The 15067-nt window shown below is 72.3% G+C and carries 10 protein-coding genes and 1 pseudogene; 9 read left to right on the plus strand and 2 right to left on the minus strand.

What is annotated here, in order from left to right; translation table 11 throughout:
- Nucleotides 1-2: 2 nt before the first annotated feature.
- Nucleotides 3-848 (minus strand): SDR family oxidoreductase, encoded by an 846-nt coding sequence (locus tag AQJ67_RS20410; protein ID WP_079056078.1) that lies wholly within the window; start codon nucleotides 846-848, stop codon nucleotides 3-5.
- Nucleotides 849-854: 6 nt separating this feature from the next.
- On the opposite strand from AQJ67_RS20410, the pseudogene AQJ67_RS20415 reads away from it, so the two are divergent.
- Nucleotides 855-1430, plus strand: a pseudogene (locus tag AQJ67_RS20415) (ATP-binding protein); the annotation flags it as partial.
- A gap of 1 nt (nucleotide 1431) precedes the next feature.
- Here AQJ67_RS20415 and AQJ67_RS20420 read toward each other — a convergent pair.
- The gene (locus AQJ67_RS20420) at nucleotides 1432-3114 is read right to left on the minus strand and encodes a hypothetical protein (RefSeq protein WP_062720415.1); all 1683 of its coding nucleotides are present in this window, start codon (nucleotides 3112-3114) and stop codon (nucleotides 1432-1434) included.
- A 351-nt stretch (nucleotides 3115-3465) separates the two neighbouring features.
- Between AQJ67_RS20420 and AQJ67_RS20425 the strand changes: the two genes are divergently transcribed.
- The 8 genes from AQJ67_RS20425 (at nucleotide 3466) to AQJ67_RS20460 (ending at nucleotide 15061) form a co-directional block, all read left to right on the plus strand.
- Complete coding sequence (locus AQJ67_RS20425) at nucleotides 3466-5991, plus strand: SpoIIE family protein phosphatase (protein ID WP_062720416.1); 2526 nt, start codon at nucleotides 3466-3468, stop codon at nucleotides 5989-5991.
- A 165-nt stretch (nucleotides 5992-6156) separates the two neighbouring features.
- The gene (locus AQJ67_RS20430; protein WP_079056062.1) at nucleotides 6157-8925 is read left to right on the plus strand and encodes a SpoIIE family protein phosphatase; all 2769 of its coding nucleotides are present in this window, start codon (nucleotides 6157-6159) and stop codon (nucleotides 8923-8925) included.
- 134 nt (nucleotides 8926-9059) lie between these two features.
- The gene (locus tag AQJ67_RS20435) at nucleotides 9060-9893 is read left to right on the plus strand and encodes a chitosanase (protein ID WP_062720417.1); all 834 of its coding nucleotides are present in this window, start codon (nucleotides 9060-9062) and stop codon (nucleotides 9891-9893) included.
- Nucleotides 9894-10055: 162 nt separating this feature from the next.
- Entirely contained in the window at nucleotides 10056-11420 is a 1365-nt protein-coding gene (locus AQJ67_RS20440) for an FAD-dependent oxidoreductase (RefSeq protein ID WP_062720418.1), read from the plus strand.
- A gap of 128 nt (nucleotides 11421-11548) precedes the next feature.
- A complete protein-coding gene (locus tag AQJ67_RS20445) occupies nucleotides 11549-12514 on the plus strand; it encodes a DUF1152 domain-containing protein (protein WP_062720419.1) in 966 nt (321 codons plus the stop codon).
- Between the two features lie 102 nt (nucleotides 12515-12616).
- Nucleotides 12617-13111: a lamin tail domain-containing protein gene (locus tag AQJ67_RS20450; protein WP_062720420.1), complete on the plus strand. Its 495-nt coding sequence runs from the start codon at nucleotides 12617-12619 to the stop codon at nucleotides 13109-13111.
- Nucleotides 13112-13334: 223 nt separating this feature from the next.
- Entirely contained in the window at nucleotides 13335-14477 is a 1143-nt protein-coding gene (locus tag AQJ67_RS20455; protein ID WP_062720421.1) for a hypothetical protein, read from the plus strand.
- A gap of 287 nt (nucleotides 14478-14764) precedes the next feature.
- Nucleotides 14765-15061, plus strand: a complete 297-nt coding sequence (locus AQJ67_RS20460; protein ID WP_062720422.1) for a DUF1232 domain-containing protein — start codon at nucleotides 14765-14767, stop codon at nucleotides 15059-15061.
- Nucleotides 15062-15067: the final 6 nt, after the last annotated feature.

A 15067-nucleotide genomic window follows, 5' to 3' on the forward strand; every position in this document is an offset into this window, starting at 1 on the left:
CCTCAGAGGATGCCGCGGCCGACTCCGCCGCAGACGTCGATGCTGGTTCCGGTGATGTACGAGGCGCGCGGGGAGAGCAGCGCGACGATCGCGTAGGCGACCTCCTCGGCGCGGCCGAGCCAGCCGAGTGCGACACCGCGGTCGGCGGCGAGTTCGGCCTGCCACTCCTCGTAGCCGAGGCCGCTGTCCGCGGCGGCGTGGCGGCGGGTCCACTGGCCGGTGTCGATCAGGCCGAGGCAGACGGAGTTGACCCGGATGCCCTGGGCGGCGAGTTCGACGGACAGGGACTTGGAGAGGTTGAGGATGCCGGCGCGTGCGGCGCTGGTGGTGATCAGGCGGGTCTCGGGTTGTCTATCGAGGACGGCGTTGACGTTGACGACCGCTGCCGTCTCCGAGGCCCGCAGGTGACTCCGTGCCGCCTTCAGCGGGTTGAGGACCCCGGCGAACTTCAGCTCCAGTTCGTCGCGCCAGTCCTCGGCGGTGGTGTCGTCGAGGCGTTTCATACGGGACTGTCCGGCGTTGTTGACCAGCCCGTCGAGGCCGCCGAAGTGCTGGGCCGCCGCCTGAGTGAAGTGCCGTACGGCGTCCGCGTCACGGACGTCGCAGGTGCCGGTGAACAGCCGGTCGGGTCCGGCGCCGAGGCGGGCGGCGGCCTTGGCGAGGCGTTCCGGGTCGCGTCCGCAGGCGGCGACGCGGGCGTCCTCGTCGAGCAGGGCGCGGACCGGGCTCCCGACCGCGGGCCAGCTGGCGGCTGCGGGCGTCGAGGTCGTCGGGGTGGACCTGTCGGACGGGATGGTCACGCTGGCCCGCGCCCATGTGCCGGGCGGGGTGTTCCACCGGGCGGACATCGCGCGGTCGAGTCCCGCGACTCGGACGTCCTGACCGGGGTGGAACGCCTGTGCGCACGGCTGCGCGCCGCCGCCTCCGGAGCCACACCGCTCGCCTTGGAGACACTGTGCGACGAGGCCCTCGGCATGCTCGGCCCGGGCGGCCGGGACGGCGACGTGGCGCTGCTCGCCGCCCGCTTCGAGGGTCTGCTGCCGGAGACCGTCGCGTACTGGTACATGGCGCCTCGCCCGCAGACCGCGGGCCAGGCCCGTCGGCTGACCCGCAGGACGCTCGGCCACTGGGGGCTCGACTCGCTCGTGGAGACCACCGAGCTCATGGTCAGCGAGGTGGTGGCCAACGCCGTACGGTTCGCGTCCCGGCCGATCACGCTGAGGCTGCTCTGCACGGACGTCCTGCGCTGCGAAGTGGGTGACGACTCCCCGGTGGTGCCGAGGATGCGGCACGCGCGGCTGAGCGACGAGGGCGGCCGGGGGCTGTTCCTGGTCGACCAGCTGGCCCGGCGGTGGGGCGCGACGAGGGTGAGCACGGGCAAGATCGTCTGGTTCGAGCAGCCCCTGCCCGGCCCACCCGGGGTCCGGTGAGTCAGCCGGCGCAGCAGTCCCCGTCGGCTGCCGTCCGGGCGGTCGTGTCGAGTCGGCAGAAGCAGGAGGCCTCGATCGGTACGTCCGCCAGCGCGGCGGCGAGACGCAGCTGCTGGGCCGGCATCCGCGCCTCCTCCGTCCGGCCCTGACGCATCAGGCATTCGTGCAGACCGTGCAGGGACCAGACGTTCCCGGGGTGCTGCAAGGGGCGCGGGAGGGTGCCGTCGAGGCCCAGGTCGGCCCGGTAGACCGCTTCCGCCTCCGCGAGGCGTCCCTGTTCGAGCAGGAGGGCGCCGTAGGCGTGCCGGGTGGGCTGCATCCAGCCCCACGGCTCGTCGTAGGGGAGGTTGTCGTCCAGGTCGATGGAGCGTTCCAGGGCGGCGAAGGCGGCGTCGTGGTCGCCCTTGCGGTACTCCAGTTCGCCGTCGAGCATCGCCGAGGCGATGGCGAGGATGTCGGCGCAGGTGTTGTTGAAGAGCATCCGGGTCTCGGGGACCCGGGCGACGGCCGCCTGGAAGAGCCGGCGTTCGGCCTCCGCCTCGGGGACGCGATGGGTGGCGGAGAGGGCGACGCCCCGGGCGTAGTGCAGCATCGCCGTCGTCACGCAGTACAGCTCGGGGGCGGCGGGCATCGGCAGGTCCAGGATGTCGTCCCAGCGGCCGAAGCGGATCAGGACGTGCACCCGCATGGCGAGGAACGCCTCCAGCCAGTCGGCCATGGGCGGGCTCGGCACCCGCAGCAGGTCCTCCGGGATGGACGCCTCCAGCTGCGCCGCCGTGTCGAGGGCGACCTGGCTCTGGCCGAGGAACATCGCGCCGTAGATCTTGAAGTGGTAGTTGTGCGAGCGGTACAGGGTGTAGAAGTTCATCGCCCCGGCCCGGGCGTGGTACTTCTCGTCGGCCGCGATGGCCGCGGTGTTGTCGGAGACCACCCTCCGGTAGTCGCCGCACAGCACCTCCAGGTGCGAGGGCATGTGCAGCAGGTGCCCGGCGTCCGGCACCAGGCCGCGCAGCCGGTCGGCGACGGCCAGGGCCGCCTCGGGTGTCGGGGACATCTCCATCAGGTGGATGTACATGTGCACCACGCCCATGTGCTCGCGTCCCGCGTCGCCGGCGAGGGCCCGGTCGAGGACGGCCTTGGCCTGCGAGGTGCGGGCGCCTTCGGCCGGTTCGCCCGTTCTCAGGTCCCACAGCTGCCAGGGCGTGAGGTTCATCAGGGCGTCGGCGTACAGGGTCGCGACGTCCGGGTCGTCCGGGGCGAGCTCGTAGACCGTGCGCATGCTGTCGGCGTAGGGGGCGTTCCAGACCGAGCAGTCCTCGACGGCCTTCGCCTGCGGGTAGCGGGCGCGCAGTGCGGCGATGAGGGCCTGTTCGACGGGGGTGGCGGCCGCCGCCTTCTCGTGCGCCAGCTCGACGGCCGCGTGGGTGCGGGCGACGGTGCGGACGAGGTCCTGTTCGTCGAAGAACTCCCACGGTTTGTTGTAGTTCGGGCCGAGGGCGTAGGCGATGCCCCAGTGGGCCATGGCGCAGTCCGGATCGGCTTGTGCGGCGGCCTCGAAGCAGGCGACGGCCTCCTCGTGGTGGAAGGCGTACGTCCATGTCAGACCGCGGTCGAACCAGAGCTGCGCCTGGGCGGAGGACGTGGTCACGGAGCGGGTGTAGGTGCCGAGGTCGTAGTACTCCATGGTCGGTCTCCTGCCTGTGCTGCGCCCGGCGGTCAGTTCCCGAGTCTTCCGGAGGGGCTCGGGTCTCGCACCGACAACGGGGCGGGCCCGTGCGCGGTTTCGGGCCGGGCGTCTCCGGCGCCGAGGAAAGGGACAGCGCCTCGCGCCCTGGGGCACTTTCCGGACCGTGGCCGCCGGCGCACGCCCCCGCGGCCGAGCGGCGTCGCTCCGCGCCCCCTGGGTACCCGGCCCACGGTGCGCCGACGGACCGGCCGGGTGGGCGGAGTGGGTCGCCCCAGGTGCGGGCGAGGGGGCTGGTGGCGCATTCTTGCTGTGTCGCGCGCGTGAAGGCGTACGGACGAGGTAGGGCCGATGACTGGGAGCGCCGAGGGCGCAGAGCGCATGCCCGGCAGGCTGGCGGCGCTGCTGATCGATGCCTCGGCGGAGGCGATCAGCGCGGCCGGTGGTCACGTCGGCGGGGTCTATCTGCGCTCCCGCACGCCCGGACTGCTGCGGCTGGCGGTCCTGGAGGGGCTGCCCGGGCCGCTGTTCCGGCCATGGTGGCGCGTGCACGTGGACCGGCCGTTCCCCGTGGCGGACTCCTATCGGCTCGGGGTGGAGGTCGTGCTGCCGAACGCCACGGAGGCGATGCGCCGCTATCCGCAGTACGCGGCCGGTCTGCCCTTCCCGTTCGGCTCCCTGTACGCCCCCGTCGCGGGCCGGTCGAGCGTCTACGGGGTGCTGACGGCGCTGCTGCCCTCGGCGGCGGACGCGACGGAGCTGCTGCCCGTGCGCGAGCGCATGGCGCGGCTCGCCGAGGAGCTCGGCACGGCCCTGGAGAAGCTGGGGGAGCAGGACCCCTCGGCGGTGACCTGGGAGGACGGGCCCCTGTGTGTCCGGCCGCCCGCCAGCCGCCCGCCCTCCGGGCACCTCGGACGGTTCGCCTGGGATCCGGTGAGCGGTCTCCTGACGGCGGACGAGCGCCTGAACGTCGAACTGGGTTCGCTCGCCGCGGAGGCCCACGGCACCGCGGAGGGGTTCGCGGACGCGGTCGCCCCGGGTGACGCGGAGCGGATCCTGGCGGCGCTGCGGGAAGCGGCCGGTGGCCGTCCGCCCGCCCTGCCACTGGTCGTGCGCGGCCCCGACGGCGCCCCCCGTCTGGTCGAGGTCTGGGGGCCGTACGACGACTCGGGCCTGCCCCGGGCGGCGACCGTACGGGGTGTCGTCCTCGACCCGGGGCCCGGCACGGTGGCGGACGCGGCGGCCGATCTGCTGCCGGACGGGGTGATGTGCCTGGACCGGCTCGGGACGGTCGTCTACGCGAATCCGCACGCGGCCCGGCTGCTGCGCCGGCCGCGCACCGAGCTGCTGGGCCGGCCCCTGTGGGAGGGCGTGCCGTGGCTCAACCAGCCCACCCTCGAGGACCATCTGCGCGGAGCGCTGCTGTCCCCGGACCCGGTGCACTTCCATGTCCGCAGACCGTCCGCCCATGGCCGTGAGGCCGCCGCCCACGCCATCGCGGGCGACTGGCTGGCCCTGTCCGTCTATCCCGGCCCGGACCTGCTGACCTGCACGATCCGGCTGGGCCACCGGGTGGCGGACAGCCCGTCCGACCTGCCCGACGCGCTCGGCGCGCCGGAGCCGGCCGGCGCTCCGTCGCTCAGCCCCCTGTACCGGCCCATCGTGCTCGCCATCGCCCTCACCGAGGCGGTCACCGCCCGTCAGGTGTCCGCCGTGGTGATGCGGGAGCTGCTGCCCGCGTTCGGCGGGCGTCGGCTGGCCATCTACCTGCTCCAGGAGCGGCATCTGTACCTGGCCTGGGAGACGGGCTTCCCCAAGGGGTTCCTCGCCCCGTTCGACGGTGTGGGGCTGGACGAGCGGCTGCCCGGGGTCGAGACGTTGACCAGCGGGCGCCCGCTGTTCTTCGACTCGATGGAGCAGCTCGCCGAGTCCTATCCGGGGATCGCGCTGGACGCCACGGAGGGGGCGCGTGCCTTCCTGCCGCTGATCGCCTCCGGGCGTCCCGTCGGCTCCTGCATCCTCGGCTTCGACCGGCCGCGCAGCTTCAGCACCGAGGAACGCACGGTGCTCACCGCCATGGCCGGGCTGATCGCGCACGCCATGGAGAAGGCACAGCGCTACGAGAGCGAGGCCGCGCTGGCCAGGGGATTGCAGCAGGCGCTGCTCCCGCGGCGGCTGTCGCAGCACCCGCTGATGGAGACCGCCGGACGCTATCTGCCCGGCACCCAGGGCATGGAGGTCGGCGGTGACTGGTACGACGTCGTCGCCGCCGGGGACGGGCTGGCTCTGGTGATCGGCGATGTGCAGGGGCACGGGGTGCAGGCGGCGGCCACCATGGGTCAGCTGCGCAGCGCGGTGCGGGCCTTCGCCCTCGGCGACCGGCCGCCCGACGAGGTCATGAGCGGCACCAACCACCTGCTCATCGACCTCGACGCCGGTCTGTTCGCGAGCTGCTGCTACATCCGTCTCGACCCCGCGACCGGCATCGCCCAGGCCGCCGTGGCCGGGCATCCGCCGCCGCTGCTGCGCAGCCCGGACGGCCGTACGCAGGTCGTCGACCTGCCCGGCGGGGTCGTGCTCGGCGTGGACCCGCAGGCCACGTATCCGGTGGCGGAGCTGCGGATGGAGCCGGGCGCCGTTCTGGCGCTGTACACGGACGGACTGGTGGAGCGGCCCGGGTTCGACATCGACGACGGGATCAGCGCGCTGCGGGTGGCGTTGGCCAAGGTCGGTGCGCCGGGTGCCCGGCCGGGCGGGCGCACGCTGGCGGGCGTCGCCGACCGGCTCACCGCGACCGCCCGGCACACGGCGGACCGCCCCGACGACATCGCGCTGCTGCTGGCCACCCGACGCGCCACCGCGCCGCACCGGAAGTGACCCGGCGGGCGGCCGGCATCCGGCGGCGTAACCCTGTTGCGGGGGCGGGAGTTGCCCGCATCCGGCGCTTCACACCTGTGGGGGATGTGTGGGGGACGCAGCAGTCCCTGCCACGGTCCGTTACGTCTCTCGCCTCCGGAGGCCCGGCAGTGTAGACATGGGCACATGGTCCGACTTTGGGGTCGCTCCGGGGCCCGGTCGGCCCGTCGTCCGAGCGGTGTGCGCACAGGGGAGGCGCCCGGCCGCGTCCGGGGGGTGGCCGCGGGTGTGCTGCCGCGCGAGGAGCAGCCCCCGGGACGGTTCCCCGGGGTGCGGGCGACGCTCGGCGGGCGCAGCGTCGCCGGTCAGGTGTTCGTGCTGCAAGTGGTGATCGTGCTGCTGCTGGTGGTCGCCGCGGTGGTGGCCCTGGTGCTGCAGGTGCGGTACGACACCACGGAGGAGGCCCGCAACCGTTCGGTGGCGGTCGCCGAGTCGTTCGCCAACGCTCCCGGCACCCGGGAGGCGCTGGACAGCCCCGATCCCACGGCCGTGCTGCAACCGCGGGCGGAGGCGGCGCGCGAGGCGACGGGCGTGGACTTCATCGTCGTCATGAACACCGACGGCATCCGCTACACCCACCCGAAGACGGACCGGATCGGGAAGAAGTTCGTCGGGAACCTGGAACCGGCCCTGCAGGGCCGGGTCGTGACCGAGCAGATCATCGGGACCATCGGGCCGCTGGTGCAGGCCGTGGTCCCGATCAAGGATCCCGACGGGAAGGTCGTCGGACTGGTGTCGGCCGGGATCACGACGGCGACGGTGGGAGGTACGGCGGACCGGCAGCTGCCGCTCGTCCTCACCGCGGCGGCGGTGGCGCTCGCCCTGGCCACGGCGGGCACGGCGCTGGTCAGCAGGCGGCTGCTGCGGCAGACCCACGGTCTCGGGCCGGACGAGATGACCCGGATGTACGAGCACCACGACGCCGTGCTGCACGCCGTCCGGGAGGGCGTGCTCATCGTCGGCACCGAGGGGCGGCTGCTGCTCGCCAACGACGAGGCGCACCGCCTGCTCGATCTGCCCGCGGACGCCGAGGGCCGCCGGGTGCTGCACCTCGGTCTCGCCCCCGACACCGCCGAACTGCTGGACTCCGGCCGGATGGCCACCGACGAGGTGCACCTGGTCAAGGACCGGCTGCTGGCGGTCAACCAGCGCCCCACCACGCTCCGGGGCCGCCCGTCCGGCAGCGTCGCCACGCTGCGCGACTCCACCGAGCTGCGGGCCCTGTCCGGCCGCGCCGAGGAGGCCCGCGAGCGTCTGAACATGCTGTACGACGCCGGTGTGGGCATCGGCACCAGCCTGGACGTCACCCGGACCGCCGAGGAACTCGCGGAGCTGGCGGTGCCACGGTTCGCGGACTTCGCCACCGTCGACCTCTTCGAGGCCGTGCTGGGCGGCGGGCAGCCGGAGGGCGTGACACGGCTGCGCCGCACGGCGTGCGGAGGGATACGCAAGGACGCGCCGCTGTACCCGGTGGGCGAGGAGATCCGGTTCGTGGACTCCTCGCCGCAGGCCCGCGCGCTGAAGGACGGGCAGGCCGTCATCGAGCCGCGGCTGGAGGAGGCGCCGGGCTGGCGTGCCCAGGACCTGGAGCGGTCGGCGCAGATCGTGGACTTCGGCATCCACTCGCTGGTCGCGGTGCCGCTCCGGGCGGGGTCCCTGGTGCTGGGTGTGGTGAGCTTCTGGCGGTCGCGAAAGGCCGAGCCGTTCGACTCCGACGAGGTGGCGCTCGCCGAGGAGCTGGTCGCCCGGGCCGCGGTGTCCATCGACAACGCCCGCCGGTACACGCGCGAGCACAGCATGGCGGTGACGCTTCAGCGCAGTCTGCTGCCGCGCAGCCTGCCCGAGCAGAACGCGCTCGACATCGCCTACCGGTATCTGCCGGCGCAGGCCGGTGTCGGCGGGGACTGGTTCGACGTGCTGCCGCTGTCCGGTGCGCGGGTCGCGCTGGTGGTGGGGGACGTCGTCGGCCACGGGCTGCACGCGGCGGCCACGATGGGCCGGCTGCGCACCGCGGTGCACAACTTCTCCGCCCTGGACCTGCCGCCCGACGAACTGCTCGCGCTCCTCGACGAGCTGGTCGCCCGGATCGACCAGGACGAGACGGAGGAGGAGGCCGACACCGCCCCGGTGACCGGCGCGACCTGTCTGTACGCGGTGTACGACCCGGTGTCCCAGCGGTGCACGATCGCCCGTGCCGGCCATCCGCCGCCGGCCCTGATCCAGCCGGACGGCTCGGTCGACTTCCCCGACGTGCCCGCCGGACCGCCGCTCGGTCTGGGCGGGCTGCCGTTCGAGACGGCCGAGCTGGAACTGGCCGAGGACAGCCGGCTGGTGCTCTACACGGACGGGCTGGTGGAGGACCGCGGACGGGACATCGACGAGGGTCTGGAACTGCTGCGCACCGCGCTGACCCGGGCCGGCCGGTCACCGGAGGAGACCTGCCAGGCGGTACTGGAGGCCCGGCAGCCGGGCCGGGCGAGCGACGACATCGCGCTGATCGTGGCGCGTACCCGGGCGCTCGGGACGGACCTGGTAGCCGAGTGGCAGGTGCCGTCCGATCCGGCGGCGGTCGGCCAGGTGCGCTCCGCCGTGACCCGGACCCTGCAGGCGTGGGACCTGGAGGAGCTGTCGTTCACCACGGAGCTCGTCCTGAGCGAGCTGGTCACCAACGCGATCCGGTACGGCGGTGAGCCGATCCGGGTGCGGATGCTGCGCGACCGCAGTCTGATCTGCGAGGTCTTCGACAGCAGCAGCACCTCGCCGCATCTGCGGTACGCGACCATGACGGACGAGGGCGGGCGCGGACTGTTCCTGGTCGCGCAGCTGGCCGACCGCTGGGGCACGCGCTATCTGCCCGCGGGCAAGGTGATCTGGGCGGAGCAGCCGCTGCCGTAGCCACGGCGGCTGTTTGTACATAGGTACGAACCTTTGACGCGACCGGTGCCCCTTGCGCTCCTTCTGGTAGGAAACTTTCCTATCAGTACCAGCAACGGCCAACTCCCCACCCCCCACCATCACTTGGAGCCGCCGTGAAGCACCCCTCACACCCCTCGCACACCTCGCGCCGCCGCGCCCTCCTCGCCCTGTTCGGGGCGTCGCTGGCGTCGGTCCCGCTCCTCAACTCCCCGCAGGCCGCCGCGCTGTGCTCCACCGCGGCGGGCCTCGACGACCCGGCGAAGAAGGAGATCGCCATGCAGCTGGTGTCGAGCGCGGAGAACTCCTCGCTCGACTGGAAGGCGCAGTACAAGTACATCGAGGACATCGGCGACGGCCGCGGCTACACGGCCGGGATCATCGGCTTCTGCTCCGGCACGGGCGACATGCTCGACCTGGTCGAGCTGTACGCCGAGCGCCGCCCCGGCAACGTCCTCGCCCCGTACCTGCCGGCCCTGCGCCGGGTGGACGGCACCGACTCGCACGACGGGCTCGACCCGGACTTCCCCCGCGACTGGGCCCGGGCGGCGCAGGACCGGGAGTTCCGGCGGGCGCAGAACGACGAACGGGACCGGGTGTACTTCAACCCGGCCGTACGGCAGGGCAAGACCGACGGGCTGCGTGTGCTCGGACAGTTCGCGTACTACGACGCCATCGTCATGCACGGCGACGGCGGCGACCCGACCAGCTTCCGCAACATCCGGGGGCGCGCCCTGAACCGGGCCCGGCCGCCGGCGCAGGGCGGCGACGAGGTGACCTATCTGCACGCCTTCCTGGACGCGCGGGTGTGGGCCATGAAGCAGGAGGAGGCCCACAGCGACACCAGCAGGGTCGACACCGCCCAGCGGGTCTTCCTGCGCGAGGGCAACCTCGACCTCGATCCGCCGCTCGACTGGAAGGTGTACGGGGACAGCTACCACATCGGCTGACGGACACCCGGGGTTGCCGTACCCCCGCGTGTACGGCGACCCCGGAACTACCCATAGAATTGATTTATGAGCTCATAGGTCGGACCCGCGTACCGACTTAGGTTTGCCTTAGTTTAGGCTTCCCGGCGAGATCGCTTGTCACCACTCGAAGGGACCCTGATCATGCCCCGCCCCCTGCGGGTAGCCATCGTCGGAGCCGGCCCCGCCGGGATCTACGCGGCCGACGCTCTGCTCAAGTCCGACGTGGCCGCCGAACCCGGTGTGTCCATCGACCTCTTCGAGCGCATGCCGGCGCCGTTCGGCCTGATCCGTTACGGCGTCGCGCCCGACCACCCCCGTATCAAGGGCATCATCACGGCCCTCCACCAGGTGCTCGACAAGCCGCAGATCCGCCTCTTCGGCAACATCGACTACCCGACCGACCTCAACCTGGACGACCTGCGCGCGTTCTACGACGCCGTGATCTTCTCGACCGGCGCGACGGCCGACCGGGCGCTGCCGATCCCTGGCATCGACCTCGACGGGTCGTACGGCGCCGCGGACTTCGTCTCCTGGTACGACGGCCACCCGGACGTGCCGCGCACCTGGCCGCTTCAGGCCGAGAAGGTCGCCGTCCTCGGCGTCGGCAACGTCGCGCTCGACGTGGCCCGGATCCTGGCCAAGACGGCGGACGAGCTGCTGCCGACGGAGATCCCGCCGAACGTCTACGACGGACTGAAGGCCAACAAGGCCCTTGAGGTCCACGTGTTCGGCCGCCGCGGCCCGGCGCAGGCGAAGTTCTCCCCGATGGAGCTGCGGGAGCTGGACCACTCCCCCAACATCGAGGTCATCGTCGACCCCGAGGACATCGACTACGACGAGGGCTCGATCGAGACCCGGCGGGGCAACAAGCAGGCCGACATGGTCGCCAAGACGCTGGAGAACTGGGCGATCCGCGACGTCGGCGACCGGCCGCACAAGCTCTTCCTGCACTTCTTCGAGTCGCCCTCGGAGATCCTCGGCGAGGACGGCAAGGTCGTCGGCCTGCGCACCGAGCGCACCGCCCTCGACGGCACCGGCAACGTCAAGGGCACCGGCGAGTTCAAGGACTGGGACGTCACCGCGATCTACCGCGCTGTCGGCTACCTCTCCGACAAACTCCCCAAGCTGCCCTGGGACATCGACTCGGGCACGGTCCCGGACGAGGGCGGCCGCGTCATACAGGAGAGCGGCGAGCACCTTCAGTCGACGTATGTCACCGGCTGGATCCGGCGCGGCCCGGTGGGTCTGATCGGGCACACCAAGGGCGACGCCAACGAGACGGTGGCCAACCTCCTGGACGACTTCGCGAACGGCCGTCTGCAGACGCCGGCCTCGCCCGAGCCGGAGGCCGTGGACGCCTTCCTCGCCGAGCGCGAGGTCCGCTTCACCACGTGGGAGGGCTGGTACAAGCTCGACGCCGCCGAGAAGGCGCTGGGCGAGCCGCAGGGCCGCGAGCGCGTGAAGCTCGTCGAGCGCGAGGACATGCTGCGGGAGAGCGGCGCGTGACTCGCGGGCGGTGACAAGCCGACGGAGAGGGCTGGGGGTTCGTCCCCCGGCCCTCTCCGGGTTTTCCCGGGCTTTTTTCCCGGGCTTTCCCGGCCTGCGCGGTGATCGCCGCCTGTTAACGTCCCCCGGTGTTCTCACTACTTGAGCCCCCCTTCTTCACCCGGCTGCGTGACGCGCGCCGGGTTCTCGTCGCCGGCGCGGGCGGCGGTTTCGACGTGTATGCCGGTGTGCCGCTGGCCCTCGCGCTGCGGGCGGCCGGCAAGGAGGTCCACCTGGCCAACCTGTCCTTCTCGGATCTGTACGGGCTGGATCTCGACGTGTGGGTGGACCACGACGTCGCGGCGATACGCCCGGACACCTCCATCCGCGGCGACTACTTCCCCGAACGGGCCCTCGCCGGCTGGCTCGCCCTCCAGGGCCTGCCCGACACGGTGTACGCCTTCCCCCTCACCGGCGTCCGGCCCCTCAAGGACGCCTACCGGACCCTCCTGCAGCACCTGGGCGGCGTGGACGCCATCGTGCTGGTGGACGGCGGCACCGACATCCTGATGCGCGGCGACGAACACGGGCTGGGCACACCGGAGGAGGACATGGCGAGCCTCGCCGCCGTGTCCGGACTCGACGAGGTCCCGGTACGGCTCGTGGCCTGCCTCGGCTTCGGCGTGGACTCCTACCACGGGGTCAACCACTCCCTCGTACTGGAGAACCTCGCCGCCCTGGAGCGCGAGGGCGGCTACCTCGGCACCTTCTCGCTGCCGCGCGACAGCCGCGAGGGCAGCCTGTTCCTCGACGCCGTCGAGCACGCCCAGCGGTGCACGCCGGACCACCCGAGCATCGTCCAGGGTTCCGTGGCGGCAGCCGTGCGCGGGGACTTCGGCGACGTCCGGTTCACCGAGCGCACCAAGGACAGCGAGCTGTTCATCAATCCGCTGATGGCCCTGTACTTCTGCGTCGACGCGCCCGCCCTCGCCCGGCGCAACCTCTATCTCGACCGGCTCGCGAACACCGCGCTGATGCGCCAGGTCAGCTCGGTCATCGCGGAGTTCCGTGACGAACTCCCGCGCCAGCGGGCACCGCGGGCGTACCCGCACTGACGCGCTTTTGTCTCACATTCCGGTGAAGTCGCCCCAGCCCGCTCGTGAGCCGCATACACTCCTGATCTTCACAGAAGCTCCATACAGGGGGGATGTTTCTCCATGCGCATACGCATCGTCGCCACAACCGCCGTCGCGGCCGGCACCCTCGCCGCGCTGTCCGCCGTGCCGGCCCAGGCCACCGAGTACTCGTCCGCGCTGAAGATCAAGGGCGTCCAGTACGACGCGCCCGGCCGCGACTCCAACAACTGCCGGACCGGCAACACCGACGAGGAGTACCTGACGATCAAGAACTACTCGTCCGGTACCACCGTCAACCTCAAGGGCTACGTGGTGAAGGACAAGGCCGGCAACCGGTTCAGGTTCACCGCCAACCACTACCTCCAGCCCGGCGACTACGTGAAGCTCCGGGGCGGCAACGGCACCGACTCCGACACGCACAACGTCGTCTACCGCGACAACTGCAACTTCATGTGGAACAACGACAAGGACTCGATCTACCTGTACAAGCCCTCGGGCGCCGGGGCGGATGCGCACTCCTACACCAAGAGCGGCAACGACCGGGACGGCAACGGCTACATCACGTACCACAACTGAGCCGGCTCGCGGCGATGAGCAGGACCCGCCCCGATGCGGATGGTGGGCGGGCCCTGCTCACCGGATCATTCTCATGACCGGGCGCGGCGCGGACCACGAGTGAGCGACGGCCGGCCGGTGCGGATCGCACACACCCCGTGTGCGCACCCCCCGCTCCCTCGGTATCCACCTGCGGCGACGATACTGGTACGCGTACGTGTGCCCCCGGCCAGCAGATGGACCCATGCCCAGCTCCTCCAGCACCCGCCCCACCGCCCCCGCCTCGGTGTGGTCGGCCCGTGGCCGCCACCTCGGGCCCGCCGCCGAAGACGTACTCCGGCCCGCTCTCCAGCAGCTCAAGAACAGCCGGACCATCGACGACCACATGGAACTGCCCGAGACCGAGGGCGCCCAGGCGTCGGCCTTCGAGGCACGCTGGCGTGTCGCGGGGTCGGTGACCGTGCGCGCCCGCCTGACCGTCGGGCGCGACTCCGGCGACGGGCAGGAGTGGACGCTGGTCGCCGAGGCCGAAGCCCCGTGGGATCCGCGCTGGCCGTCCCCCGCGGCCATGTTCTGGCCGCAGGGACCGGACGCCGGCTGGGACCACGAGGCGGTCACGGGCCTGCGCCTGACGGACATCAACCCCCTTCCGTCGGACGACAAGGCGGTACGGCGCATACTGCGGGACGCCGCGCGCGACGGCTGGTGCGTCCACGTCGTCGTCCACGAGGCCATGACCACCGACGAGCGCGGCCGGGTGCCCCTGGCCGGGATGCTGCCGCCGGGCCTGCGGCACCGGGTGGTCGAGCATCGCGCCGCGCCGAGCCAACTGCGCGTCGTGAACTGGGCGCTGCGGGAGTTCGGGGTGGAGGTGCCGCGCGGCGGGGCCGTGGTGCTGCCCGGGTCTCCGGTGCCGGACGGATACGACGCGGACGACTTCGCCGTACGCACCGTCTTCCTGGACGGCTCCGAGCCGGCCGAGCTCATCCATGCCGTGACCCGGTTCGCGGCGCTGCCGCGCCCGTTGCCGGACGGTGCCGAGGACGCCGTCACCGCGCTGCGCGAGGACTGGCGGCTGCTGACCCTGGAGGAGGAACTCGACCGGGAACGCAAGCTCGTGGCGATGTACGCCGAGGCGCTCGACGCGATGACGAAGTCCCGTGACCTGTACCGGGAGGCCGCCGAGCAGGCGCACGCGGCGCTGGCCGCCTACCGCGAGTCCGCCGACGCCGTACCCGAGCCCCGGCCCCAGTCGCCCGCCTCCCCCGCCGCGTCCCCGCTCCAGCAGCTGACGCGGACCTTCGAACGCCTCAAGGGCTCCGCCCGGACCCGCAGGCCAGAGGAGGGCAAGGCCGTCGAGGCGCAGCCGGAGGCTGCTGACCGTTAGCCCCGGGCGGTCCGGCGCGAGGCGGCACCGCGTGCCGTCGGAGTGGGCGTAGTGCGGCTGCGCCGGATCCGTGGGTGGGGCGTACTGCGTAGAGCGGGCGCGCATCGGCGCGTGGGTGGACGCCTCGGGCGCCCGCTCGAGCAGGTGACCGGGCCGGTTGCGCGTCTTCCGTCCTGACGAGTGATGGCGTGCGGCCGAGTGACGGCCGCCATGCAATGCACCCGCCGCAAGGGGGAATCCGACCGGCAGGTGCGCATCGGTGCGCGCCGTCGGCAGGAGGAGGGTCCGTGGGGTCGACCACCGAGGTGATCGTCGTCGCCGTGGTCCTGGCGGCCGTCGTGCTCGCCGTGGCCGTCCGGTTGCTGGTGCGGCTCGTGCGAACCCGGCGTGTCATGCGGCGCGCGGGTCTGCCGACCGGGCCGCGCTGGGTGTTCTGGGGTGCCGTCCTGTATTTCGTGCTGCCCGCAGATCTGGTGCCCGATCCGGTGTATCTGGACGACATCGGCGTGCTCTTGCTGGCACTGCGTACCCTGCGCCGCTCTCCCGAGGCGGGACCGCCGGACGCCGCTGGTTACAGAAAGTAAGGAAAC

The organism is Streptomyces caeruleatus, assembly GCF_001514235.1.
Classification (GTDB): Bacteria; Actinomycetota; Actinomycetes; order Streptomycetales; family Streptomycetaceae; genus Streptomyces; species Streptomyces caeruleatus.